The organism is Taklimakanibacter lacteus (assembly GCA_003576695.1).
In the GTDB taxonomy this organism is placed as follows: Bacteria; Pseudomonadota; Alphaproteobacteria; order Rhizobiales; family Aestuariivirgaceae; genus Taklimakanibacter; species Taklimakanibacter lacteus.
This window is the reverse complement of record QOZQ01000001.1, coordinates 435,771-460,254: the sequence shown is the minus strand read 5'-3', so window position 1 is coordinate 460,254 and position 24,484 is coordinate 435,771. Positions and strand designations below refer to the sequence as shown.

Annotated in this window: 20 protein-coding genes; 5 read left to right on the top strand and 15 right to left on the bottom strand. The window is 61.4% G+C overall.

Annotated elements, in window-relative coordinates:
• Window positions 1-17: 17 nt before the first annotated feature.
• The 5 genes from DT068_RS02130 to DT068_RS02110 are packed head-to-tail and all read right to left on the bottom strand — an operon-like array spanning window position 18 to window position 4,648.
• Window positions 18-1,076 carry an ABC transporter ATP-binding protein gene (locus DT068_RS02130; protein ID WP_162913957.1) on the bottom strand — a complete coding sequence of 353 codons (1,059 nt, stop codon included), beginning with the start codon at window positions 1,074-1,076 and terminating at the stop codon, window positions 18-20.
• Window positions 1,073-1,900, bottom strand: a complete 828-nt coding sequence (locus tag DT068_RS02125; RefSeq protein ID WP_119388107.1) for an ABC transporter permease — start codon at window positions 1,898-1,900, stop codon at window positions 1,073-1,075. The genes DT068_RS02130 and DT068_RS02125 overlap by 4 nt, the downstream gene beginning before the upstream one ends.
• The gene (locus DT068_RS02120) at window positions 1,897-2,793 is read right to left on the bottom strand and encodes an ABC transporter permease (RefSeq protein ID WP_119388106.1); all 897 of its coding nucleotides are present in this window, start codon (window positions 2,791-2,793) and stop codon (window positions 1,897-1,899) included. Before DT068_RS02120 ends, DT068_RS02125 begins: the two co-directional genes overlap by 4 nt.
• The gene (locus tag DT068_RS02115) at window positions 2,793-3,524 is read right to left on the bottom strand and encodes an aspartate/glutamate racemase family protein (protein ID WP_119388105.1); all 732 of its coding nucleotides are present in this window, start codon (window positions 3,522-3,524) and stop codon (window positions 2,793-2,795) included. Before DT068_RS02115 ends, DT068_RS02120 begins: the two co-directional genes overlap by 1 nt.
• Before the next feature lie 17 nt (window positions 3,525-3,541).
• A complete protein-coding gene (locus DT068_RS02110; protein ID WP_162913956.1) occupies window positions 3,542-4,648 on the bottom strand; it encodes an ABC transporter substrate-binding protein in 1,107 nt (368 codons plus the stop codon).
• Between the two features lie 217 nt (window positions 4,649-4,865).
• On the opposite strand from DT068_RS02110, the gene DT068_RS28270 reads away from it, so the two are divergent.
• Window positions 4,866-5,900 (top strand): helix-turn-helix transcriptional regulator, encoded by a 1,035-nt coding sequence (locus DT068_RS28270; RefSeq protein WP_368904367.1) that lies wholly within the window; start codon window positions 4,866-4,868, stop codon window positions 5,898-5,900.
• Here DT068_RS28270 and DT068_RS02100 read toward each other — a convergent pair whose 3' ends face one another.
• On the bottom strand, window positions 5,901-6,824 hold the full coding sequence (locus DT068_RS02100) for an aminotransferase class IV (protein ID WP_119388103.1): 924 nt from the start codon (window positions 6,822-6,824) through the stop codon (window positions 5,901-5,903).
• Window positions 6,825-6,927: 103 nt separating this feature from the next.
• Here DT068_RS02100 and DT068_RS02095 point away from each other — a divergent pair, with 103 nt between their 5' ends.
• A complete protein-coding gene (locus DT068_RS02095) occupies window positions 6,928-7,323 on the top strand; it encodes a hypothetical protein (RefSeq protein WP_162913955.1) in 396 nt (131 codons plus the stop codon).
• On the opposite strand, the gene DT068_RS02090 is transcribed toward DT068_RS02095, so the two are convergent.
• Window positions 7,324-10,584 carry a GH36-type glycosyl hydrolase domain-containing protein gene (locus tag DT068_RS02090; RefSeq protein ID WP_119388101.1) on the bottom strand — a complete coding sequence of 1,087 codons (3,261 nt, stop codon included), beginning with the start codon at window positions 10,582-10,584 and terminating at the stop codon, window positions 7,324-7,326.
• A 222-nt stretch (window positions 10,585-10,806) separates the two neighbouring features.
• Here DT068_RS02090 and DT068_RS27895 point away from each other — a divergent pair, with 222 nt between their 5' ends.
• Together DT068_RS27895 and DT068_RS02080 are read left to right on the top strand one after the other, a co-directional pair.
• The gene (locus DT068_RS27895) at window positions 10,807-11,268 is read left to right on the top strand and encodes a hypothetical protein (protein ID WP_162913954.1); all 462 of its coding nucleotides are present in this window, start codon (window positions 10,807-10,809) and stop codon (window positions 11,266-11,268) included.
• Window positions 11,204-11,884, top strand: coding sequence for a nucleotidyl transferase AbiEii/AbiGii toxin family protein (locus DT068_RS02080; protein ID WP_119388099.1), 681 nt, complete (start codon window positions 11,204-11,206; stop codon window positions 11,882-11,884). The genes DT068_RS27895 and DT068_RS02080 overlap by 65 nt, the downstream gene beginning before the upstream one ends.
• A 13-nt stretch (window positions 11,885-11,897) precedes the next feature.
• Here DT068_RS02080 and DT068_RS02075 read toward each other — a convergent pair whose 3' ends face one another.
• The 3 genes from DT068_RS02075 to DT068_RS02065 form a co-directional block, all read right to left on the bottom strand.
• Window positions 11,898-13,496 (bottom strand): adenylate/guanylate cyclase domain-containing protein, encoded by a 1,599-nt coding sequence (locus DT068_RS02075; RefSeq protein ID WP_119388098.1) that lies wholly within the window; start codon window positions 13,494-13,496, stop codon window positions 11,898-11,900.
• 126 nt (window positions 13,497-13,622) lie between these two features.
• Window positions 13,623-14,318 carry an RES family NAD+ phosphorylase gene (locus DT068_RS02070; RefSeq protein WP_119388097.1) on the bottom strand — a complete coding sequence of 232 codons (696 nt, stop codon included), beginning with the start codon at window positions 14,316-14,318 and terminating at the stop codon, window positions 13,623-13,625.
• Window positions 14,305-14,742 (bottom strand): antitoxin Xre-like helix-turn-helix domain-containing protein, encoded by a 438-nt coding sequence (locus DT068_RS02065; protein WP_119388096.1) that lies wholly within the window; start codon window positions 14,740-14,742, stop codon window positions 14,305-14,307. Before DT068_RS02065 ends, DT068_RS02070 begins: the two co-directional genes overlap by 14 nt.
• A gap of 187 nt (window positions 14,743-14,929) precedes the next feature.
• Between DT068_RS02065 and DT068_RS02060 the strand changes: the two genes are divergently transcribed.
• The gene (locus DT068_RS02060) at window positions 14,930-15,736 is read left to right on the top strand and encodes a hypothetical protein (RefSeq protein ID WP_162913953.1); all 807 of its coding nucleotides are present in this window, start codon (window positions 14,930-14,932) and stop codon (window positions 15,734-15,736) included.
• Between the two features lie 35 nt (window positions 15,737-15,771).
• Here the strand turns inward: DT068_RS02060 and DT068_RS02055 are convergent, their stop codons facing one another.
• From DT068_RS02055 to zwf, 5 genes are all read right to left on the bottom strand, one after another.
• The gene (locus DT068_RS02055) at window positions 15,772-17,232 is read right to left on the bottom strand and encodes a hypothetical protein (protein WP_162913952.1); all 1,461 of its coding nucleotides are present in this window, start codon (window positions 17,230-17,232) and stop codon (window positions 15,772-15,774) included.
• Entirely contained in the window at window positions 17,177-19,747 is a 2,571-nt protein-coding gene (locus DT068_RS02050) for a hypothetical protein (RefSeq protein ID WP_162913951.1), read from the bottom strand. The genes DT068_RS02055 and DT068_RS02050 overlap by 56 nt, the downstream gene beginning before the upstream one ends.
• Window positions 19,748-19,968: 221 nt before the next feature.
• The gene (locus DT068_RS02045; RefSeq protein WP_119388092.1) at window positions 19,969-21,222 is read right to left on the bottom strand and encodes a PEP/pyruvate-binding domain-containing protein; all 1,254 of its coding nucleotides are present in this window, start codon (window positions 21,220-21,222) and stop codon (window positions 19,969-19,971) included.
• The gene (locus DT068_RS02040) at window positions 21,219-22,856 is read right to left on the bottom strand and encodes a PEP-utilizing enzyme (protein WP_119388091.1); all 1,638 of its coding nucleotides are present in this window, start codon (window positions 22,854-22,856) and stop codon (window positions 21,219-21,221) included. The genes DT068_RS02045 and DT068_RS02040 overlap by 4 nt, the downstream gene beginning before the upstream one ends.
• A 108-nt stretch (window positions 22,857-22,964) precedes the next feature.
• A complete protein-coding gene (gene zwf / locus DT068_RS02035; protein WP_119388090.1) occupies window positions 22,965-24,431 on the bottom strand; it encodes a glucose-6-phosphate dehydrogenase in 1,467 nt (488 codons plus the stop codon).
• Between the last annotated feature and the right edge of the window lie 53 nt (window positions 24,432-24,484).

The following is a 24,484-nucleotide window of genomic DNA, read 5'->3' as shown; positions in this document are numbered from 1 at the left end:
ATTTCCCTCAAGGAGACTTAAGGCCGGATGATCCAGGCCGCTTCCGCGGTCCAGGCGAAGACGGCGCTCTGGCCGAGCGCCGGCGTGAAGGCGGCCGCGGGCTGCATGGCGGTGACCCGCTGTCCATTCGCCAGCCGCCCGACGATGCGCCGGACGGAACCCGAGAACAGAATATCCTCGATGATGGCCGCCACGCCCTTGCCCGTCGCCGCGACCGCAATCGCCTCGGGACGCACCGCGAGCGTGAGCCGGCTTCCCGGCGGCGGCAGGCCGTCGCCAGAGAGAGCGACGGTGCTGCCATCGCCCACAAGCTGCGCCATGCCGGGCCCGATGACGGTCGCATCGAAGAGATTGGCCTCGCCGACGAAATCGGCCACGAACCGGCTGGCCGGGCGATTGTAGATCGTCTCGGGATCCGCGAACTGCTCGATGCGCCCGGCATTCATCACCGCGATCCGGTCCGACAAGTTGAGCGCCTCTTCCTGGTCATGGGTGACGGCGATGAAGGTGAGCTTCAGCTTGCGATGGATTCCTTTGAGCTCGGCCTGCATCTGCTTGCGCAATTTGAGATCGAGCGCGCCCAATGGCTCATCGAGCAGCAGCACCGCGGGCTCGACCACCAGCGCCCGGCCCAGCGCCACACGCTGCGCCTGCCCGCCCGATATCTCGCCGATGCGCCGGTTGCCGAAGCCCGCGAGGTTCAGGAGCTCCAGCATCGCATCGACCTTGCGCGCGATCTGGCTCTTCTCCATGCGCCGCATCCTGAGCCCGAAGGCGATGTTCTGGGCGACGGTGCGATGGGGAAACAAGGCATAGTCCTGGAACACCATGGCCGTGTCGCGCCGATAGGGCGGCAGTCCGGTGACCGACGCCCCGCCGATCCGCACATCGCCTTCATCGGGCTCGACGAAGCCGCTCACCATGCGCAGCAGGGTCGACTTGCCGCAGCCCGAGGGGCCGAGCACGGTGACGAACTCGCCCGCTTCGATCGCGATCGAGACGTCATCGACCGCTGCGGCGCCGGAATAACGCTTCGAAACCTTCACCAGCTCGATATCGCCCGCGCGCTTCGTCATGCGCCCACCCTTGCCGATGGTCGCGCCTGGCGGATGACCCAGAGCTGCGCCAGCACGCTCAGGGCCAGCGAGGCGAGGATGATGATGGTCGAGATGGCATTCACCTTGGGCGAGATCACCTGGCGCAGCGATGTCCAGATGACGATCGGCAGCGTCTTGGTGAAGCCGGCGACGAACCAGGCGACGATGAACTCACCGAAGGCGTCGGTGAAGGCGAGCAGGAAGACGGCGATGAGCGCCGGCAAGGTCAAGGGCAGGATCACCTCGCGGAAGACGGTGAGCTCATTGGCGCCCAGATTCATCGCCGCCTCGATATAGGAGCGGCGGAAGCCGAGCAGGCGCGAATAGAGCACCATCGTCGCATAGCTTGCCGTCATCGTGGTGTGGGCGAGCACGATCGCGGGCTCGCCGACAAGATTGGGCGCACCGCGCAGCAGCGACACGAAGCCGAGGCCCAGCACCAATTGCGGCAGCACCACCGGCCCCAGCACGAGGCAGAGGATCAGGGATTTGAAGCGGGTGGGGAACCAGGCCAGCACCATTGCCGCCGGCATGGCGAGGGCTGTGGCGAGCGCCGCAGAGAAGAAAGCCAGCTTGGTGCTGGTGAGGAGCGCGCCGACCAGCACGGGATCCGCCGACGCTTGCGCGAACCAGCCGGTCGTGAAGCCGGCCAGCGGCAGGCCGGGCACCGGCTTGGCATCGAAAGCGAAAAGCACGATCACGACGATCGGCAGATAGAGGAACAGATAGATGAGCGCCGAATAGGCGATGAACGCGGCACTGCCCGCCGACGCTTGACGGAATTTCAGGGCAGTGGCGCTCACGGCCTTTCCCCGCTGGCGATGCGCAGGTAACGCATGGAGAGAAGGAGGAGCGTGAAGACGATCGCCAGCAGCACCATGGCGATGGCCGCACCTCCCGGCCAGTCCTGGCGGCGCTGGAATTCATCCTGGATGATCTGCGCGATGAGGAGCTGCTTGCCGCCGCCCAGCAGAGCCGGCGTCACGAACTCGCCGAGGCCGAAGATGAAGCAGAACACCGCGCCGACCACGAGCCCGGGCAGCGACAGCGGCAATGTCACTTCGAGAAACGCCCTGACCGGCCCGGCATTGAGATCCTTGGCGGCATCGATCCAGCTGTCCTGGATCCGGTCGATCGCCGCATAGAGCGGCAGCACATAGAGCGGCAGATAAGCATAGACGAGCCCGATCGCGGTCGAAACCGGCGAATAGAGCAAGCCGCCCAGAGGCTCGCTGGTGAGCCCGAGCGATATCAGCGCCTGGTTGATGACGCCGTTCTCGCCGAGCAGGATGCGCCATGCCGAAATCCGCATGACGATGCTGATCCAGAACGGCGCGATGACCGCGATCAGGAGCACGATGCGGAATCGCCCCGCCTTCTTGGCGATGAAATAGGCAACGGGATAACCCAGGAGCGCGCAGGCCAGGGTGACGAAGAAGGCGGTTTCGAGCGACAGAACGAGGCTGCGCCACAGAGCCGGATCGGCGAATACCGCGCGGTAGTTCTCCAGCGAAAAGCCGGGCTCGAGGCGGTAGTTCCGCATCGTCCAGAAGCTGATCACCAGCAGGATGAGGAGCGGCACCACGAAGAAGACGAGTTGCCACAGGACGAGCGGCGCCAGGCCCGCCAGCGCGAAACGCCGGCGCCGGCGCTGGGAGGGAAGGATCGTCGGACTGCCGCCGGAAATGCGCTCCATCAAGCAAAGCCATATTCGCTGCGCGCCGAGCCGGGCAAGGGGAAAGCGCGCTTCGAATGCCTGAGGCCGGCACCGGCGAAGGCTTCGGCGAATTTGACCGCCACCTTGCCGGGATCGATGACCGGGATATGGACGCCGAAGCGCTCATGGAGCGCCGTCTCGACCGAGCTTGCCATATCGAAACCCGTGCCCGTGCACCCCATGACGACCGCTTCGGCGCCGTCGCGCTCGACCGCCTCGCTGCATTGGGCGATGACATGGGGCAGCCGGCTCTCATCGAGATCGAGAACGCGGGCGCCCGCCGCCTTGACGCAAGCGAGCTTGTCGCTGAACCCATAGCGGGCGACGACGCGGCGGATCAACGGAAACAATGCCTCTTCGGTGATCATCACCGTGAAGCGCGACGACAGCATGGCAGCGGCATGCAGCGCCGCCTCCCCTTCCCCGATCACCGGGATGGAGACGAGCTCGCGCGCCCCGAACAGGCCCGGATCGGTGAAGCAGACGATCGTGCAGGCATCGACTCCTTCCGCTTCCGCCTCACGCGCCAGGCGCATGACTTCGGGCGCGGCGAGTGCTGAATCGAACTCGGCCTCGATCGAAAAGGTCCCGCGCCTGAGCGGCACCGCCGACACGGTCGTGCCCGGCGCGGCAAAGGCGCGGTATTCCATTTCCGCCTTGCCGACCAGCGCTTCGCTGTCCAGCACCGGAACGATGAGGCGTATATGCATGGAGAGGCGGGATCCCGTCAGGCTGTCTTGAACTGCTGCCAGGCATCAGCCCAGGCCTGGTCGTCAGCGGGCGCCTGGCTCATCTTGCACTGCGACGCCCATTCCTCGATTTTGTCGAGGCCCAGCGTCTTCACCTGCTCGGCGCTCAGAAGCTCCATCACCTTGGCATTGGTGACGGCGAATTTGTCGCGGCCCCAGGCCATCTGCCTGGCCACCTTGGCACTCGTCATGTAGTTGAGATAGGCGATCGCCGAGGCGAGATGCTCGGTGCCGCGCACGATCTGCAGTGTCTCCATCCACATGGCGCCGCCCTGCCTGGGGATGGTGAGCTCGACATTGGCGCCGGCGAGCTTGGCGGTGGTCGCGACATTGTCGCTCGACGCGCCCCACACCATCCAGGCCTCACGGTTGATGAGATCCGACTTCACCGTGCCCATATCCGCCTGCAAGGCGCGCATATTGGGCCGGAAGGACTTCATGCGCTCGAGTATCTTGGCGAGGTCATCGCCCACCGCCGTCTCGGGCGCCGGCAGGCCGAGCCACTGCCCGGCCATCCACAGATAGAGCTCCGGCCAGTCGATGATCTCGACCCGGTTCTTGAGGCTCTCATCCCAGGCGAGGTCGGCATCCAGGGCGGCCGAAGCGGAAATCTTGTCCGGCCAGTAGACGAAGCCATTGACGCCGAAGCGGGTCGGCACGCCATAGGTCTTGCCCTCGAACATGGTTTCGGCCCGGTTCTTGAACAGCGGGAAGAAGTCGTTCATCGACGACAGCTCCGCCGTGTCGATCGGCAGCGTCAGGCCGGCCTGGGCGAATTTCGACGTCCATACCGCATCGGGATTGATCACATCGAATTTGATGGTGCCGGCGCGCAGGAGGTCGAGCTGGGCGCCGTTGCTTTCCGCCTCCTTGACATTCAGCTCGACGCCGGTCGCCTCGCTGAAGCCCTTCATCAGCTCGGGATCGTCGTAACCCGACCAGGCCAGCACATTGAGCGGTCCCGTCAGCTTGGCATCCCCGGCAAAAGCCGGGCGGGAAAAATCGACCTGCGCCGCGATGAGGCCGAACATGGCGGCCGACGCGCTGTGCCGCAGGAAGCTGCGGCGATCTGTGAACTTCATCATTCCTGTTCCTTCCCGGATCGCAAAACCACCCATATGATCGAAAAACCAGCCTTTGGCTGCTTGTGTTTTGGGCAGATGAACCGCCGTCGTCGACAGTAGCGCAACGGGTCGGGCCTGCCATGGTGACTGCGGATACCATCCGCGCGCCATTTGCCAGATGGCTTGAAATTTGCTTGTTAACTCTTTTCCCGGGGCATCTGCCCCAACGGACCACCCGATGACCATGATCACCAGCTTCGTCCCGGCTCATCACGAGGGAACATCCAGCCTGCCCGCGGGATTTTCGGCAGAGCTGGCCGACACGATCGGATCGATCGGCTCGGATGATTTCTACAGCAACATGATCCGCCTCGGCCGCCGCCTGCTGCCCTGCGATTTCTGGGTGATGGCGCAATATAGCCGCCGCGGCCGCCCGCGCATTCTCTGCGACGACGGCATGAGCCATGCCGCCAAATCGATCTATGCGCAGGAGCTCTGGGCGCTCGATCCGGTGAACACCGTATGGGCGGCGGAAAAGCCGCATCCCGCCTTCAACATCGAGGCGATCCGCGACACGGGCGGTCTCGACCTGCTCTATGCGCGCTATCTCGAGCGCACCGCGCATATCAGGGACGAGCTGACGATCCTGCTGCCGGTCTTCGACGATGTATGCCTGGCTCTGGGCTTCGACCGCAGGGACAGGCCGTTTTCCGGGACCGATGTCGCGCTCGGTTGCGAGCTCCAGAACATCCTCCAGGCGCTTCATCGCCAGCATCTCGAGCGGCATTTCGAGCGCCTGGGCGACGCCCAGGGCAGCCGCCGCGAGGTGATGATCCGCGACAACGACAACCATGTGCTCTATCGCAGTGCCGGTTGGGCCGAGGCGATTGCCGGACAGCGCGATCTCGCCGGCCATGTGGATGGCATGGCGGCATTCGGCGATGACATTGCCGGTAAAAATGGCTGGCGCCTGCGCCGCACGACGATGAACTGGGCGGATTCCTGGTCGTCCGGCATGCAGGTCTTCATCCTCGATGGCGACGCGGAGGAGCGCCTGCCCAATATCATTCGCCGCTTCGCGCGCCGGCACGGCCTCACGAGGCGGGAAGGCGAGATCGTCGAGCTTTCGCTCGCCGGCCACCACAATGCCTCGATCGCCCGCAAGCTCGAGATCAGCCTGGGCGTGGTGAAGAACCACAAGCACCGGCTCTACAACAAGCTCGACATCACCAGCGAGCGCGAGCTCGCAGCCCTCATCTTCCAGGCTTGCTAGCTATTCCGCCGCCATCTTGTCGAGCGGGCGCACCGGGGTGCGGTGCCAGCCTTCCTCATGCTTGCGCCAATAGGCCTCTTTCAGCTTGAGCGACAGCGGCCCCGGCCGGTCATTGCCGAGGATGCGCTTGCCGACGCGCGACACCGGCATGACGCCGCCCGCCGTCGTCGCCGCGAACACTTCGTCCGCATCTTCGAAGAGGCTGCGCGGAATGGCGGCCGCCTGCGCCTCGATCCCCATCCCGGCGCAGAGCTCCAGCACCGATTTGCGCGTGATGCCGTGCAGGCTGCCGCGATCGGGGGTGAGCACGCGCCCATCCTTGACCATGAAGATGTTGAAGCCAGGGCCCTCGGTGAGAAAGCCTTGCGCATCGCACAGCACCGCCGTGTCATAGCCCTGATCATGCGCCTCGAAGAGGCCCGAGGTCAGGTCGCTCCACTGATAGTTCTTCACCGTCGGATCGACCGAGGCGTCGGGCACGCGCGGTATGCCGGCGATATGGAGATGGGCGCCACGCTCCTGCACGTCCTTGGGGATGACGTCTATCCACGGAATGGCATAGGCGATGAAGTGATTGTCGCAATCGGCGGGACGCCTGGATCCGGCGACCCGCGGCCGCCCCCGCAGCGTCACCATCGCCACATAGGCATCGGCGAGTCCCGCCAGCGCCACGCAGCGATGCAGCACCGCCTCGATCTCATTGCGCCCTTCCGGCGGCTCGAGCCGACGCGCTTTCATCGACGCGGCGAAGCGGTCGAGATGATCGTCAAGCCGGAAGAAGCCGTTCTTGAAGACATGCACGACGTCATAGACGCAATCCGATCGGGTGAAGCCCCAGTCGGTGACGGGAATGCTCGCGTCCTGGATAGGAACGAAGCGGCCGCGAATATAGGCGGCGCCATTGGCGAAGGAAGATATGTCCATGGATGAAACTTTAACGCCCTCCCCGGCATGCGGCAATGGCGGGCTTTCCGCTGGCATCCGCGGCCACAGGGCAGTAGCGTTGCATCATAAGGGAATCGGCGCGATGACGGGTGGAACTTCGAGCTTGCGGTGGCTCGGCATGGGATTGCCCTTGCTGCTGCTGGCCTGCGCGCATGAATTGCGCGACGACGGCCGGCCCGACCGCGTCTGGGCCTCGCCCAGGGGCCTCGAAGCGGCCAAGACCTGCGCCATCCGGGCGCTCGATGAGTTCGGCCGCACGCAGACGGCCCTGGCGCCGAGCGTCACCCATGTGGCGCAAACCATCGAGCCCGGCAAAATCTATGAAGTCAGGCCGCGCCAGGCGCTGGGCACCACCGGCGACAGCTACTTCCTGCGCCTCGAAAAGATCGACGATCACATCACCCGCATGTCGTTCTTCGTCAGATCGCCCTGGAAGGGGCAGATGATCGCCGCGCTGGCGCCCTGCGGCCGGCGTTGATTACGCCTCATCCGCCAGAGTGAGCTTCGTTCCCTTGAGCCGCTTCGGCAGCAGCGGCGCATCGATGCGCTCGCCGAAATGCCGCCGCCTTCCGAAAGCAAGCCGCACCAGCACATTCGTATAGAGGCCAGGCCCGCTCGAATAGATGCGCCAGCCGCCGTCGACGGCGACCTCGCCCTTCTTGACCCGCGCCCATTGGGCGCTCGCCGCATAACGGTCGGGAAAGGCGGCATCGCTGCTGGAGAAATAAGTATTGCGCTGGCGCAGCGACGCATGGCCGAGAAGCTCGGTCACCGCGATCGGATTGACCTTGAGCAGGGCATCCCACAGCGCATCCGCATCGTCCAGCAGCGACATCGCTTCCGCAAAGCGCAGATGCGCATGCGTATACATGAGGCCGATCTCGCGCCCGAAATTGGCCGCCGATTCGGCGCGCCGGAAGATGCGCTCCGGGCCGCCACGATAGGTAACCGGCTTGTCCATGAGCCGCGCGCCATCGGGATGGAGCAGATGCTGGCGGATGAGCTTCAGGTGATGCTGCGTCTGGTCCTCATCGAACATTCCGCTGATGATGCCGCGCTTCATCGGCAGCAGCGAATATTTGAGGCCGGTGCGCTCATCGCTCGGATGCAGCAGCAATTCGGGCTTCTCCTGGCCCGGCTCGAAAATGGCATAGCCGGCGACAGTGCCGTCGCGGATGAGATGCTGGTTGAAATCCCGCCGCATCTCGAGCGCCAGGCGTCTCAGGCTTTCAGCCTCCGGCAAGCGGCCCGCCTGACGCAGCACTTGCGAATAGCGCTTCACCTGCTGGAACAGCAGCGCCACGGTCCAGCTCGACACCATATGGTCGCGCAATCTGGGATCGGCGGGCTGCAGCGAATCGTTCCAGTCGCCCTCGCCATAGCGGATCAGTTTCGTTCCCGGAATGAACATTCCGGCAGCGGTGGCAAGAAGCTTCTCGATATGTTTCGCAACCGAATCCTTGCGGGACGTAGCGGCCAGCGTGTCCTCGTTTCGCCAGGCAACCTCCTCATCGAGGAAGCTGAAATCATTGGTCCATTCGACATAGTCGCATAGCGCCTTCAGCGGCCAGACGATGACATCGCCATGGGCATGCTTGTCCTGGATGTCGGAATAGGGCTCGAGCATGAACCATTGCGGCCAGTCGCCGCGCTTCTCATATTGCTGCGCGAAGACGATGCGCAGGATCTCCTTCACCGGCGCGTCATGGTCGAGCGACAGCAGATATTCGACCGGTCCCTGGCAGACATCGCGCGTTCCCCAGGCCGCCCCGGTATATTGCTCGAGCCCATGCGGCACGCTCAGATGGATCATCGCATTATGCGCGAGCCACGGGAACATCGTGTCGAGCGCCTGGGCGCCGGGATCATCGCTCTCGATGCGAAGCCCGCGCGTCAGATGCGTCCAGTAGCGCCGCGCCGGCGCGAGCATCGCTTCGCTCGCGACATTGCCCGCATATTTGTCGGCAAGCCGCAGGGCCTCACCGCGATCGGTGAGCGAGCCCACCACCGCGAAACGGAACGCACCCACGGCGCGCGTCCGCAGCGCCACATAGGCGCCGTTGCGGGCCGTTCCGTCTTCATAGAGAAGTTCATCGCCGCCCACCGCCTCTACCGCCTCAGGGCTCCCGGTCACCAGAAGATACTGGCTTTCGGGATAGCGCTGGCCCCACAGGAATTCCTTGTCGGGCGTGAAGGAGATGCGTTTGCGCTGCGTGTCGACCTCGATCCGGCCCTGGTGATTGAGCTCGCGCTCGCCCATCACCAGATGGCCGAAGACGAGGAAGCGGCAGGGCTTGCCCTCGACCGTCACCTGCCATTGCAGCGCTGAATCATCGCCCGAGGCGATGGTTTCAACCGTGATCGTCCGGCCGGCTGAGCGGTAGATCCAGCGGCAATCGCTCAAGCCGATCTCGAAGACGGACGGCACCGCGAGCAGCCACCATCCCTCCCCCAGATCGGCGAGGATGCGCAGGCCGCTGGCGCGCGTGATGTTGTAGGGATCGCGCGAGATCGAGAACAGCTTATGGAAGGACGTGTTGCCGATGGTGAGCTGCGCGCCGAACACGCCGGTCATCCAGCAGGTGGCGCAGAGCGTCGTGTCATCGAGCAGCATGCCCTGGCCGCTGCGGATGAGCGTGCCGTGGCGGCGCGGCACCAGATGCTCCTTGGACCTGAGCACGATATGGCGGTTCTGCGCTCCATCGGGCACGAAGAAGGAAAGGAGCGTGCCGTCCCGGCGTTCCTCGTGCCGGCGCTCGCCATAGAGCCTGGCGATCTCGGCGTCACCGATGCGATCGGCGAGAAGCGGCGGCGAATCCTGCAAGAGGCTGCGCCGCGGCGCCGCCAGGGTGACATCAGCAGGCGCAAATTGCGCGCGCGCCGCTTTCACCCTGACGAGGAGCGCCAGATCGCTTTCGCCCGAAGCCGCCGGATGATCGGGCTCGTGCAGGCCGAAAAAGGTCCAGCTCGCTAGCGCGCCGGGCTTGACACTCGCCGGGCGCGACTGGAGCGCCGCGCAGGCCACTTCATGCTGCAGCCTGAGACTTGGCAGGTCCGTTCCAAACGGGAGATCGAGCCCGCCCAGATCGCGATAGCCTGGCCCGAAGAGCTGCAGCGCATCGGTGGCGAAATGAACGGCGCCATCGAGGCAGCCTTGCACGACCCAGGGAAAGCGTCCGCCTTGTGAAAGATTCTGCCGGCTCATGATCACCGGGCCGATATCCGGCGCCTTCTCGACATGATGATCGATATATTGCGAGACATAGGCTTCGTTGTTCTGGACGAAGCCGCGATCGCCGAGGCCCAGATCCTGGATCAGCACCGCATCGCAAGGAAGAACCCCCTTGCCTGTGTTGGTGATCTCGACATGCCACAGCCAGATCGGCTCCCGAGGCGCAAGCCACAGCGTCACGCGATGCGTGATGCCCTCCGTCGCGCCTTCCCACAGGAAGCGATCGGCCGCGGCGCCGAAGCGGACCTTGGCCGCAGGACCGACAAGCTCGATGACGCGCGGCGCATCGCCGCCCATCCGCAGGCACAACCGCCCGATGCCGCCATGGACGGGCGAGCCTGGCACCTGGTTGAGCATGATACGGGCATGCTCGCTTTGATGCTCGAGCACGAACAATGCGCCATTGGGCAGCAGGCTCGCCGCAAGCCCGGTTGCGCTGGTAATTTGCCGGAGGCCCAGATCGCCCTCGCGCGGTGTCGTGAATGTGCGAATGGCGTCAGTGCTCATGCGACGTCTCCTCGTGACTCCCGCCCGTTTCCGACAAGGAGCGCGGCATGGTCTGTTTGTCAATCCGGACAAAAAGAACGAGTTGCACGGCCTTTCTGGAAAAGACGTAATACACTGATTTAATTATGAATCTCCAAATTCCAACGTTCACTTTTCCCAAGAACATACGTAACCGGATTACGTTTGATTTCGTAATCCGGTTACGATATTCTTCATGACGCCATGACAGATCGCACCGCTTCACGCCGCGTCCGGAAATATCGCCTTCGCCAGGCGAGGGATCGTGGCATCGCTCGCGTGGAAGTTCAGGTTCCCAAAAAGGCCGCGAAGGACATCAAGGACCTGAGCAGGAAGCTTCGTGCCGCCTCGCGGAATGCCGTTGCCGCAGAGCGCCCGGTGCAGCTTGTACTGGGCACGATCAACGCCCCGCGTCCTCATCCCGTTGACGCCCAGACCCTGGTTCACTGCCTGATCACTGCCACCCCCGATCCGCACTGGCATCCGCATGTCGAGGCTTTCTTCGATGAGGTGGCGCCCGAGGCCATTCATGATCTCGTCCTGGCAAAGGTGTTGAGCTTTGAAGATCTTTATAGGGCAGCCCGCAACTGGAGAGTGAGCGATGCCGGAAACGTTGCCTGGATCAAGGAAATGGCTGACCTCCGACTGGCGAAACCTGCTGCGTGAGGCCATCGCGCTCATCGACACGCTGGACGACAATCCGGCCTGGACATTTGGCGGCGGCACGTCGCTTGCCGTCCACTATGATCATCGCATCAGCTATGATATCGACATCTTCGTTCCGAGCGCGCAGGTCCTGACCGATCTGTCGCCCAACCGAAATCCCACCACCAAAGGCTTGCTGTCGGGACGCTCTTACCAATTCACCGGCAACTATCTGAAGCTCGAACTGGATGGCGGTGAGATCGACTTCATCATTGGCGCGAACCGCACAGGCGATCCGACCCGGAGATGGCGCTTCGAGGGCCGGGACATTCCGATAGACACGCCCTGGGAAACGGCGACAAAGAAAATGTTTTATCGCCCCTCCACATTCAAGATACGCGATGTCTTCGATCTCGCAGCCGTGATCGACCGCGATGGAGAGAAATTGAAGCCGTCACTGCCCGAAATCGAAGATCGGCTCGACAAGCTCATCGACCGCGTGGATGCGCTCGCCCCCACCTATGAAAGGGTGGCGATTGAAGATATCAACCCGACTGAAACCGGGCGAAAATATATCGAAACTGCCGCTGTATATTCGGTGATGAACTTCCTGAGCGGCTGGCGGAGCGCATCGTAGCCAGCTCGCACCCTCACGTGACATCGCTATGCCGCGGCCGGGGCGATGTATCGAGCGAGGCGAGCGCTTTCTGGAGCAGCGAGCGCGTCCGCGCCGCCGCCGCCTCATCGAGCTGCGAAGGGTCGAGATAGAGATCGAGGCCCGGCATATGCTCGCTGATCAGGCTCGACACCTGCCCGCCGCTCGCCAGCATCCCGTCGACGACATAGGGCACCACCGGCCGGCTGATCCCCTTCATCTGGATGGGCGGCAGCGAATGGGCGGTGAACATCTCGCGCACCAGCGCATAGGTTTCATAGGAGAGCACGATCTGCCCGGGCTCGGCGACCGATTGCAGCCTGGCCGCGAGATTGGCCTCGGCCCCGATGATCGTATAGTCCATGCGGTCGGAGCTGCCGAAATTGCCGACATTGCAGAAGCCGGTATTGATGCCCATGCGGACGAGGAAGCGCTCCTCCACCCCCATGCTGCGCCATTTCGCATTGAGCTCGACGGTGCGCGCCTGCATCTCGAAGGCCATGCGCAGGCAGGCCAGCGCATCCTCGGTGACGCCCTTGGTCTCCGGATCGCCGAAGAAGATCAGGATCGCATCGCCGATGAATTTGTCGACGGTGCCGCCATGCTTCGTCGCGATCGCCGACATCTCGGTGAAATATTCGTTGAGCAGTGCCGTGATCTCCTCCGGCTGCAGCTTTTCGGTCGTGGCGGTGAAATCCTTGATGTCGGAGAAGAAGATGGTGAGCTTCTTGCGTTCGGTCTGGATGGCGACGTCCTTCTCGCCCGCGAATATGCTCTTGTAGAGCTGCGGCGAGAGATAGCGCGAGATCTTCATCGACACCGCCGCCAGGAAGGCGTTGTTCGATTCGAGCTCCTTGTTCATGCCGGCGATGAGATTGGATTGCCGGTTCTGCCAGCCGACGACGCCGAGGCCGAAGGCCGCCATCACGCCGAAATAGCTGAGCAGCCATCGGAACGAGAACAGGTTCCTGGCGATCGGCTGGTCGATGATCACTTCCTGGATGCCGCGCACATCGCCTTCCTTCCAGTCCTTCTTCGGGCTGTCGGGATGCTTGTTGTGGCAGGCGACGCAAGGTGCCGCCATCAGTACGGGGGCGACGAGGCGCACCTGGCCGCTCAGATTGTTCCACGACACGTTATTGACGACCTGCTTCGGATCGCCACGCAGCATCTGCAGTGCGGCTTGCTCGAAGGGGTCGAGCTCATGCGGGGCGCGGCCCTTGAACGGATAGTCGGAGACGAAGCGATAGGTGATGTTGCCCTGCTGCTCGCCGATCACCTTGCCGAGCTCGAGCGACAATGTCGCCGGAATGGGGATGGCGCCCGGCACTTCCGCATAATTATGGATGACCTGCGTGGCGGTGCCGGGATTGGCCAGCACCCGCCCCACGACATTCTTCGAATAATAGCTGCGCACGCTGGTGATGACGGAATTGAGATCGCTCGCCTGGAGTCTCAGCGACTGTTCGGCGAGATTGCGCAGATCGAGCCAGGCCGAGAGCGGCAGGCCGGCGAGGAGAAGCAGCACGCCGATGGCGATCGCCCAGCGGGGCAGGCTTGAGCGCTTGGTGGTCGTATCCTGATTCACGGTCATGGCGGAATCACCTGGGTTCCAGAGTCGGCGCAGTTTGTCCGAAAAAACCCGTCACCACACCGTCATTCTTGCATCACGCCCAAGAATGATCCGCCGAAATGGATGCAATTTTCAGTTTAGGGCTGTCTAAATTGCGTCCCACGCATAATCGGGGGAACCCGACCAGGTCAGCCGGTACATGGAACCCTGCACCACCGACTGGACGACATTGGGCCACAGGGCCGCGATACAGGTTCCACCCTTCTGGCGCACCGAGGGATAGATGATCCCATTATGGCCTTCGGCGCGGGCCATGGCGGCGATGGCATTCCCGGCCGGATAGCCGATGGCCGTATCGGCGGCGAGGCTCGGATGGTCGGGAACCGATCTCAGATCCACGAACAGCCCCGACATGCTGGCCAGCATTTCCCCGTATTCGACGATGGCGTCGTAATCGCCCGCATCATCGAGCGCCCTCGTCAGATGATAGCCGACCTCGGCGATGCAGGTCTCGACCGCCAAAGCGGCATACCAGGCGCCGCGATTGGCCGGGCTGAAGCGCATGGGCTGGCGCGGCTTGGCATAGGCGAAGCTCGCATTGATGAAGCGCGCATGAGGAACGCCATGCACCAGTTCATCGGCGGTGAGCGTGCCGAGCCCCCGCTCCTGCGCGATCAGCCGCCCGCTGGTCGCACCCTCGATCTCGGCCAGCAGCGCCAGCTCATCGGGCGTGTCGGCGAGCGGCGTCAGCACGGCCTCGCGCAAGCGGGCGCTCGACACCAGCCGCACCGTGCGCGGATAGGCCACCCGCGCGACTTCGAAGGAGAACTCAGAGTCCGCCACGCAGCGCGTCGATATATTGCCGGGTTTCGATCATGCGCGGGATGCCGCCTTCGATCATCGCCTGGACGGGCGTCAGGCGATCGAAGATCGGGCCCTTATTGACGAGCTTGGGCCAGCGGTCGGCCATGTCATTGGCGAACAGCAGATGCAGACCTTTGAACACGCCGATGAGGGCGGAGGCGCGGGTCAGCTGGTCCTGGGTGAGGACGCCCTCCCACTTGCCACCCTTCATCCGGTCCCAGGTGCTCTCGGAAACCCCGAGCAGTGCCGCCCCTTCGGCATTGCTGCCGCCCCAGGCCTCGACCAGCCGCAACACCGCTTTCACGGCGGCATGGGTCAGCCGCCGGCGGTCGCTTTCGCCGGAAAAAGTCTGCAGGCCTGAGGGGTCGGCTTGCGGTCGCTCGATTGTCGCCGGATGGACCATATCGCGTCTCCTGACGCCTATATACGCACCACATGACGCGATGTCAAGCCTAGCCTTGGTCCTTCGCCAAAATGAAGGCGGGGGGCTCTACCCGACCTTGGTCAGGTTATGCTCTATCCCTTAGCGACGCCGCATTGGACCAAATGTGTCAGTGTTTATTGTGCCAAGTGACGGGCAAAACAGCCATATGGCTAGATTGATAAATTCAACGGATATGCGCGTAACTCAGACGCTTGCCTCTGGCACCATCATCCGCCAGGACTTTCGCCACGCCGCACGGTTTGTCTTCTTCGACACAGGTAATGAACAATGGCAGTATGCTACACATGGCGGCACGATGTTTGTCGTGCTCTACAAGGGCACCCTCTATGGCCTGTTGTGCCGGCATGTGCTGAAAGACTTCGACTGGCGGCAACTCGTTGTGACAGATCAACGGCAAGGCAAACTTGTCGCCGGCCTTAGATCAGTCGCATATCCCAGCCAGCCCAAGGGCGCGGCGATAGATACTGATCTCTTAGACGTGGCCGTGGTCCGATTCAGCGAAGACGTGGACGCCGCGTTCTTCAAAGACGCAGCGTACATTCTCGACGAAAAGACTATGGCCACAAGCAAAGTCGGTGACACACTACACGTCGCGGGTGCGCTAAAGACCAAGAGCGAGATCACTGACGACAAAATAGCGCCTATCTATTGTCTCCTGGAGGTCGTCGATAACACCCCGACCACTAGTGACCCCACCTTGCGACGTGCCTCAGGTAATTTCGACAAGCCCGAATTTACCGACGTACTCGGCCTGAGCGGCAGTCCGGTGTTCAATGTCAGCCAGCGCGCTCTTTGTGGCATGGTCGTGCGGGGAGCTATCGACAGTAACGCCTGCACCTTATGGTACGTTGATATTTTCGACATTGCACAGCTTTTGGTCGCGGTCCATGAAGATCGGGCTGAAACTCAATATCAGAAGCAGGTGACCAGAATCGTGACAACTCCTAGGTAGGAGGGACCATTGGTCCGCAGCTTCCAATGCAACTCTCAACGAGACAAACTGCTAGGTCGGGCAATATTTCCTTGCAACAGGATTGCAATGACAAACGTGGTTGATGAACCATGCTGATCAACTAGTATTCCCAGGCCATCCTCCGTTGGGAACGGTGCAAGCGTCTTTTTGGAGCAATCCAACACGCACAAGATGGCCAAACGTTTGCCACTAGCGACAGCGTAAGTCGTCGCTTGCCCGAGGAATTTCCTACAGTCTTCCAGCACCATCGGCTTTTCGGAGTCGACCTTTAGTTCGAGTCTAATACCCTTGAAAGAAAGATCCGTTATACCGCCGCCCGCGCGAGGATGTTCCTCCAAATCGCTTCCAATTCTAGGTTGACTTCGCAGGAACGACTTGATGCGTTTTTGAAACTCATTCTCAAAAACAGACGATTCATACAAATTGTCCTGAACTACTTGCCCCGCGTAATTGACAATAGGCGCGACCAGAGTCAAAGCATCGAAAATCTCCTGCTGAGACAGGCCCGCCGTTTGGCGAAGAGTGTCACGCACATCCATCAATTTTTTGTCAAGATTCGCATATCCCGTAATTGGGTTACGAACAAGATCTACACCTTCAAGTAACAAGGTTCGCTGACCAACAACATCGACAGGCTGCTCAACCGATTGCGGAACGAATCTCGCTACGTACTTAAATTCGAAAGGGCGCGCATTCATGTGATGCGGAACATTCAGTATAGCACGTCCATTCTGCCTAAGTTGATATGGACCATCACCTATCGGAGCTGGAATGGAGAAGACTGGCATTTGATAGGTCGAGGCCCGCTCAATGGTCACAGGTTCAAGAATGAGAGCCGTCGAGTCTGCCGGCCACCGAGACACGCGCACTTCAATATCAAGATCGTGCAGTTCGCCGGGAGATACAAAATGGACTTTCTCCAAAGGTATTCCATCGATAGTGAACTTGATAAACGCGACCGATAGTTTCGCTGGCCTCTCATCCGAAGACTGCTCCTTGTATCTCTTTCGAACGGATCTGTCCGGCTGGCGATAGAGTCCGATGGGAAGCGGCACAAAACACGCATCCGTTACCAACTTTGCAACCTCCGAGACCTCTTTGAGGCCTTCCAGTTTTGCCGCAACCTCCCTAAGGCCCCCCACTATTTCACTAGCGTCATACCTCACAAGCCAGTCCTTGGCTCGCTCGCGCGCGGCGGTAATAAACCGCGAAGCCTCGGGCTTTGCATTCAGTACGCTATCTCGCCACTCAACCGCCAACCCCACAATCTGAACTATGTCAGCAAAAGCTCCATAGAGCGTAGCATTCTTGGCTTTACCATAAAGCTGAGCGACCGAGCGAAGCATATCTGCAGCGCCATACAACCGACCATGACCGGACTCGGAACCTAATCCAGCAGCCCGCAGAGCTTCGACAGCTTCAACCCGAGCTGAGAAGGCCTCTGAGTGGATCTCGACGAAGTCGGTTAACCTCATTGTCTTTCTCGATTTCTGCTAGGGTAGACACCCACTCATTTCGCAATACGCCGAGGGCTTCCAACTTACGCTCTGCAAGAGCTCCCTCGAAAGAAGATGCGATCATCCGCAGTCTGGCGTGTAGTCTGATTGGCCTATTTCGGGTGTTATCCTCGATCCCGTCATAAGCAGAAGAGCTGAGTTCGATAGCCTCTTTCCAACAATCGGCACCGGTCAACAGCTCAATCAGAAAGCCCGTTTCCCGCACTCTTCGGCTTGTCGCCAATCGTTTACCCACCGCCACAATCGCGCTTCGATTGGCTCGCACAGCTCCAGGAGACGCATTTCGGAGTTGACCAATGAGATCGTCACCATACAGCGACATCGCTCGATTCTCGTCAATTAGCTTTAACAACAGTGGCATGTAATGCTCATTTGCCGAAAAGATTCTCCCTGAATATCGCAGCTTACGTGCTGCTGAAATAGTGGCCACACGTTGCATAATCGCGATAAGAACGCTACCTACACGGCCGGCGAGCGCATCTTTCGAAACGTAACGGTGTGCGTAAAGGCAAATGGTAGTCATCAAGAAATCGTCATCTTTCCGCTCGCTTGCGTAGACGTTGATTATGTTCCATAAGGCCAAAGTACATGTCGAACTGAATTTCTCTGGCAGCTTGAATCTTTCTAAAGCGCTGATTGCTGCACGGTGTACGACTACATATGGGTCTGAAAGTAGCACCACAAACCCTTCGAAAACGAGCGCAGGCATGTTGTCGCGGACATTGTCATTCAACTCTCCCAGTACAGTCGCTGCATATGATCGAAGGACTTGTTCTGATCCAACCAGGGCCGAATAGTAGTCTGGAAGACATTGCTTTAACGAGTCAGTCGAAATCATCAAGGCGTCAAAGCCTCCAATGATCGCTCCACGCAAATTTGTGCTTCCCTCCGGCAAAGCGCGCATGAACTCCAGCACTATAGAGGTAGACTTTTCTCCATCATCCCCCGCCGCCACACACGACCACCGAACAAAGCACTGCATTAAATTGTCAAGATACGAACGTCGATTCATCTCTTGAAGCATGTGGAGCTCATTTGCCTTCGATGGCATTTCAGCATCCAATTGGTCCAGTTTTGTGGATAATACAGCTGCACTGCCCAGAAGCAGACCGATCTCCTCTATTACGAGCGGAGTAAGTGCGTACGGATTGCCGTGGAACATTCCTGTAATAGTGTCGCGGACCTCTTCATTACTGGCGCTTGTTGCTATAACAATCAGGCGCCGGAAGGCCAGACGATGGGCGTCGATGATCTCTATCTTTTCATCATGATCGAACCTGAGATCATGCAGAACTTCATCATAAATCTTGTAAAGCTGTGCGGCGTTTTCGTGTGAAGCGCCTAACAAATATCTTTCAATAAGAGCATTGGTCTCTTGGGGCTTTGCAATAAACGTTCGCGTCAGCACGCCTCGCACGTCATTGAGAGCTCCGCTGACCTCTTCTTCTCGACCTTGCACCAAGTGCTCGGCCCGAACAAGCTTAGCGGCTAACTGCATAGGCAAGAAGTCCAGAATGGTTGGGTCGATTTTCGATAGACTTTCAATTCCGCGAGCTGCCAACCGAACGTCGTGGGCGTCTTTGAGCTCGAGCAAAGACTTTAATCCGTCCTTCACCGCCGATTGATGGAGTCTATAGAGGTCCCGAAGCGGCTTACTAATTGGCCGCCGCTCGTGGCCGCCAACAAATGGGTCCGAGATTGGGTTTGCTAGGTTAATCAAGGCTGGTAGAGCTGGCGCGATTAGATTGTCGGCGGCCAGTGAAGCATGAGCCTGCACAATCTCGGCCGCGATCCCCTGGGCACTGTAGGAACGGAGCACTTGCAGCGCCGCATTGCATAAACGAGTTGGATCTACGTTGAGCCTCCGCAGAATTTGTAGAGCAGATTCAAAGAGCCAGTATTCTCCACTTGTAATCTGAGAGAATAAATACTCTACAATCTCGGGCCGAAAAGTCTCCGGGGCCAATTCAACAAGTTCAATGAGTCTTTGGGCGGCTTGATCGGTGCGCGTGCGGTCAAGTTCGGAAATCTGGTCCAGAGTCGTTGCGGAGACCGGATCAAGCACCTTACGCAAGCTTTTTCTAACCTCCTCCCTCGCTGCAAGCCTTTCTTCACTCGCCTTGTTAGCACGCTCCCGTTCTTGCTCTTGCACTTTTCTCTGAGCATCACGCTCCGCGACTATTCTTGAGATGTTGGGGAAGCCAACGGGTTGACGGCGTTTGCAATCGACGCAATTGCGATCGTAGAAATCCAAGGCCGTGTCTGCTAAATCCCAAGCAGCCATTCCGCCTGCTGAGGCATGCGGGCACTCGAGGAAATGATGACCAATTGGCAGGCCGGTTTGCATCTCGATCAGCCCAGTGCCGCCATGTTTTTTTACCGTCACATGAGAGCACCAGTTTCGCACTAACTTCATCGTCTCGAGATTTTTTTGTCCGGCTTCCACCGCTTGCTGAATGCTATCATTCGACATGATGAGAAAGCGCTCCACCCACCACTGAGGGAAAAGAAGGGCGATTGTCAGTAAGAAAACTAACTTTCTAAGGTTAACTATAACACGTCACAATACTCACAGAAGAAATTGAACCAGTCCATTTTTTTCAATCCCCGGTACGGCAGTGGATCGTTGCGCTCCCTTCGATGCCGCCCATTCGTTCATCGTTCCCTCTTCTGGGCTCGTGCATTCCTACTTCCCTAACTCGAGTCCTTCGCCCTGAGCCTTTTTGCCAATGCCTGCAACAGCTTCCAGGCCATGGCGCCGTTCTTTTCGATCAGCGGGCGGAATTCCCAGAAGGTGATGCCGTAGCAGACGAGGTCGCTGACCGCGGTCACGGTGGCGGAGCGCGGGCCGCCATCGATGAGGGCGATCTCGCCGAAATGATCGCCCGGCCCCAGGAGCGCGACTTCCACGCCCTTCGACGTCACTCTCGCCTCGCCTGATTCGATGAAGAAGAAAGCCGCACCGCCTGAGCCTTCCATGATGATCGTCTCGCCCTTGTCGAAGCGGCGCTCCTTGACGACGCGGGCGATCTGCTCGGCCTGGCGGCGGTCCATGTCGGCGAAGAGCTGGACACGCCTGAGCGCCGTCAGCGGATCGCGGACCGGCGGTCTCACCGGCGGTGGCGGGCTTGCCGGCTTGCCGGTGGTGACGGCGCGACATTGCAACAGATAGAGCACGCCATCCTGGACCGCCCATTCGATGTCGCGCCTCGGGCCATAGGCCTTCTCGCATTGGAGGGCGAGCGCGCTCAAGCCGGCGAGCTGCGCATCATCGAGACAGAGCTGGCTCACTCTGTCGGCCGCCACCGGCTCCTCGAAGGTGCCGCCCGAGGGCAGCGAGCGGATGGCGATGCGCTTGCGCCCGGCCTTGCGCTCCAGCACCGCACCTGACCGATCGAGGCGGAAATGATCGGGCACCACGAGGCCCGCCACCACCGCCTCCCCCAGGCCCCAGCTCGCCTCGATGAGGCGCTCGTCGCGGCCGGTGACCGGATGCTCGGTGAACATGACGCCGGCGGCCTCGGGATTGAGCAATGTCTGCACCACGACGCCGACCGAGGGCCGCGTCATCAGGCCGACCTTCTGGCGATAGGTGATGGCGGCATCGGAATTGGCCGACCACCAGACCTCGCGCACCGCACCCGGCACATCGGCGGCCGAATGGACATTGAGCACGGTCAGATGCTGGCCGGCGAAGCTGGCATTGACGCCATCCTCGTCGACGGCGGAGGAGCGCACCGCGAAGGGGGCTTTCAGATCGGCAATGGCCTTCACCACCTTGCCGATCGCCGGTCTGTCCTTGGCGGCAACCGCTTCGACGAGATCGCCCGACAGCGCGACACCCGGCGGCACATTGATGCCCTTGCGCACCGCATCGCCCAATCCCACCGCCTTCGAGCCATAGAGCGAGGTCTCGCGCGCTTTGGCGAAGGGGACGACCTTCCTCATCCGAGCACGGTCACTTCACCCGCATCGCCATCGACGCGCACCAGCATGCCGTCGGTGATGCGCTCGGTCGCCTCGCGCGTGCCGACCACGCCCGGAATGCCATATTCGCGCGACACGATGGCCGCATGCGACAAGAGCCCGCCATTGTCGGTGACGATGCCGCCGAGCAGCGGCAGCAGGATATTGAAGGCTTCGGTGGTCGATTCGGTCACCAGCACATCGCCCTTGGCGATGCGCCCGAATTCCGGCGGACCCGAGACGCGCCGCGCCGGACCTTCATAGACGCCCTTGCTGGCCGCGAGGCCATAGAGGACCTTCTCCTGGTTCTGCGCCTGCGAACTGCCGAAGACATGGCCGAGACTGGTCAGCGTCGCACGCATTACGCGGGCGACATCGGGCGGCAGCTTGGAAAGATCGGGCGGCAGACCCGGTGGTGAGCCCAGCACCGGCGGCGCGTCCTTGGCCGTATAGGTGGCGCGATATTGCGCGCGCAAGCTGAGCTCATCCGCCGACGGGCCATCCTGGCCGGTGACCAGCGCGCACATCTCATCGAGGCCCGCATCCAGCATCTGCTGCGGATTGGCGATGCGCCCGCGCGCGACCGCCCGCCTCCCGGCCGCCAAGGCGGCGCGCCGCATGATGCCCGACGCCCAGACGTCGCTATAGACGCCACGCTCATCGCGCAAACGGTAAGTGAGCCGCGCTTCCGCCAGCAGCGCGTCGAACTCCTGGACATGTTTCTCCGGCACCTGGGCGCGGATCTCGGCGGTCTGCTCATCGACATCGGAGGCGACGGGTTCATCGGAAACGGCGCCGCGAATGGCGCGCAGCAGCGCATCCGGCAATTCGAGCGCGGTCGGCTCGGCAATGTCGAAACCGTCGATGAGACGGTTGCCGACGAGATCGAGATAGGCGGTGAGTGCCGCGCCCGCTTCGCCGCCCAGCGCCCGCAGGCGCTCCAGCACCTTGGCGGGATCGCGGTCGGTCTCGATGATCCTTGCCGCCGAGGCGTCATGGGCGAAGGCCTGCTTCAGGCGCGCCATTTCCTCCGAGCCGCCGGACGAGACTTCCGCCGAGCCGCGCATCAGCCCCAGGAGCTCGGCATGCGGCAGGCCGGTCCATTCCGCGGCATGAGCGAGGAAATCCCCGGTCGGCAGCACCGCGGCGGCGGTGAAGCGCATATGCTGCGCGATCATCGCCGCATGATGGTCGCGGCAGCGCGTCAGATACTGGGCCAATTCCTCAGCCTCCAGCGCGTCGGCATCGACGGATTGCAATTTGCGGTGCGTGGCGAGCGAGGATGGCTTGTGCTTCTCGTCCCAGTCCTTGAGCTGCTCGCGCCACAGCTTTTTCGCATAGACTTCACTGGCGCGCTTGAAGCGTTCCGGGATATCGGCCTCGGGCGCCGGGATCCTGTTGTTGTAGCCGAAGCCGTTCACATAGGCGACCTGGATGCCGTCGATCAGCATGCCATAGAAGCGGGCGAAATCGCCGGTGCCTTTCCTGAAGGCGGGCGGATGCATCTCCTGCCAGTAATGCGTCATCGGGCGCGGGAAATGCACAGGGTCCTGTTCCCAGGTTCCTGGTCCCGGCGGCTCGAAGGTAAGCTTGGTCTCAGAGCTTGAACCGGCCATCGATGTTCCTCCCTGCGGACGCTGGAGGGAGTCGTACCAGCCTTCCCGGTTATTGACCTAGCGGAAAAATATAGGGCGGGAGTCGGGCGGCCTGCAGTCCGGTGTCACCTATTTCTGGCTTGTATTATTCCCATTCCGCCAGGCGCGCTCGAAGGGCAGGCGCCAGGCATGCGGCGCGATGAGCTGGTGGATCGATTTCGGTCCCCACGAGCCCGGCTGGTAGAGACTGACCGGCGGCGGATTGTCGAGCAACGGCGCCGAGACCTCCCACAGGCGCTCGATGCCTTCGGCGGTGGTGAAGAGAGTGTGGTCGCCACGCATGGCATCGAGGATGAGCCGCTCATAGGCCTCGAGCACGTCGCCGATCCAGCCCGTCTCGTTCATGGCGAACTGCATGCTGAGCTTGTCGAGCCGCATGCCGGGCCCCGGCCTTTTGCCATAGAAGGAGAGCGAAACCTTGGAAGCATCGGCGAGATCGAAAGTGAGATGATCGGGACCTTGCGCGCTCACCCCCGATCCCGCCGGAAACATGCTCTTGGGCGGCTCGCGGAACGCGATGGAGATGATGCGCTGTCCCTCCGCCAGGCGCTTGCCGGTGCGCAGGAAGAACGGCACGCCGGCCCAGCGCCAGTTGTCGATCTCGCATTTGAGCGCGATGAAGGTCTCGGTATCGGATTCGGCGTCCACCCCCTCCTCCGCCCGGTAGCCGACGAACTGCCCGCGCACGACATTCTTAGGCTCGATCGGCATCATCGAGCGGAAGACCTTGTTCTTCTCCTCGCTGATCGGCTGGGGCTCGAGCGCCGTCGGCGCCTCCATCGCCATGAAGCCAAGGATCTGGAACAGATGCGTCACCACCATGTCGCGATAGGCGCCGACTGTTTCATAGAAGCCGGCGCGCCTGCCGAGATCGAGCGTCTCCGGCACGTCGATCTGCACATGGTCGATGAAATTGCGGTTCCAGATCGGCTCGAACAGGCCATTGGCGAAGCGGAAGGCGAGGATGTTCTGTGCCGCCTCCTTGCCGAGAAAATGGTCGATGCGGAAAATCTGCGCCTCGGCGAAGACCTCGTGCAATTTGGCATTGAGCGCCACGGCGCTGGCGAGATCGGTGCCGAAGGGCTTTTCCATGATGATGCGGCTGTTCTCGACGAGCCCGGCTTCCGCGAGCATCTTGACCGCGGCCAGTGCCGCATTGGGCGGCACGCTCAGATAATGGATGCGCCGGCTGTCGCCGCCGAGCGACTTCTCCGCCGCCTCGACCGACGTTTTGAGCGCCGCCGCCCCGGCCGAGATCGGCACATAGCTCAAGGTCTCGGCGAAGCTTGCCCAGTCCGCCTCGTTCACCGGACGGGTGGAGAACTGGTCAAGCGCCTCGCGCGCCAGCTTGCGGAAGCCGTCACTGTCGAGATTTTCGAGCGCCAGGCCGATAATGCGGCAGGCGGTGATGAAGCCCGCGCTGCACAGATGAAAAAGCCCCGGCAGCAGCTTGCGCCGCGACAGGTCGCCAGTCGCCCCCACCAGGATGAGGACTTGCGGAGTCTTGGGCCCCATCCGGGATGCGTCTTTTACCATAGGATCCCCGTCGTCTCGATCATGCCGATGTTGCGACGAAGTTCGTGCCAGCT

Coding starts and splice junctions, on each gene's coding strand:
- DT068_RS02115 (WP_119388105.1), bottom strand. CDS start 3,524: ATGCATATACGCCTCATCGTTCCGGTGCTGGACAGCGAAGCGCTGGTC.
- DT068_RS02130 (WP_162913957.1), bottom strand. CDS start 1,076: ATGACGAAGCGCGCGGGCGATATCGAGCTGGTGAAGGTTTCGAAGCGT.
- DT068_RS02090 (WP_119388101.1), bottom strand. CDS start 10,584: ATGAGCACTGACGCCATTCGCACATTCACGACACCGCGCGAGGGCGAT.
- DT068_RS02065 (WP_119388096.1), bottom strand. CDS start 14,742: ATGGTCCATCCGGCGACAATCGAGCGACCGCAAGCCGACCCCTCAGGC.
- DT068_RS02060 (WP_162913953.1), top strand. CDS start 14,930: ATGGCTAGATTGATAAATTCAACGGATATGCGCGTAACTCAGACGCTT.
- DT068_RS02100 (WP_119388103.1), bottom strand. CDS start 6,824: ATGGACATATCTTCCTTCGCCAATGGCGCCGCCTATATTCGCGGCCGC.
- DT068_RS02040 (WP_119388091.1), bottom strand. CDS start 22,856: ATGGCCGGTTCAAGCTCTGAGACCAAGCTTACCTTCGAGCCGCCGGGA.
- DT068_RS02110 (WP_162913956.1), bottom strand. CDS start 4,648: ATGATGAAGTTCACAGATCGCCGCAGCTTCCTGCGGCACAGCGCGTCG.
- DT068_RS27895 (WP_162913954.1), top strand. CDS start 10,807: ATGACAGATCGCACCGCTTCACGCCGCGTCCGGAAATATCGCCTTCGC.
- DT068_RS28270 (WP_368904367.1), top strand. CDS start 4,866: ATGACCATGATCACCAGCTTCGTCCCGGCTCATCACGAGGGAACATCC.
- DT068_RS02045 (WP_119388092.1), bottom strand. CDS start 21,222: ATGAGGAAGGTCGTCCCCTTCGCCAAAGCGCGCGAGACCTCGCTCTAT.
- DT068_RS02120 (WP_119388106.1), bottom strand. CDS start 2,793: ATGGAGCGCATTTCCGGCGGCAGTCCGACGATCCTTCCCTCCCAGCGC.
- DT068_RS02080 (WP_119388099.1), top strand. CDS start 11,204: ATGCCGGAAACGTTGCCTGGATCAAGGAAATGGCTGACCTCCGACTGG.
- DT068_RS02050 (WP_162913951.1), bottom strand. CDS start 19,747: ATGTCGAATGATAGCATTCAGCAAGCGGTGGAAGCCGGACAAAAAAAT.
- DT068_RS02075 (WP_119388098.1), bottom strand. CDS start 13,496: ATGACCGTGAATCAGGATACGACCACCAAGCGCTCAAGCCTGCCCCGC.
- DT068_RS02055 (WP_162913952.1), bottom strand. CDS start 17,232: ATGAGGTTAACCGACTTCGTCGAGATCCACTCAGAGGCCTTCTCAGCT.
- DT068_RS02095 (WP_162913955.1), top strand. CDS start 6,928: ATGACGGGTGGAACTTCGAGCTTGCGGTGGCTCGGCATGGGATTGCCC.
- zwf (WP_119388090.1), bottom strand. CDS start 24,431: ATGGTAAAAGACGCATCCCGGATGGGGCCCAAGACTCCGCAAGTCCTC.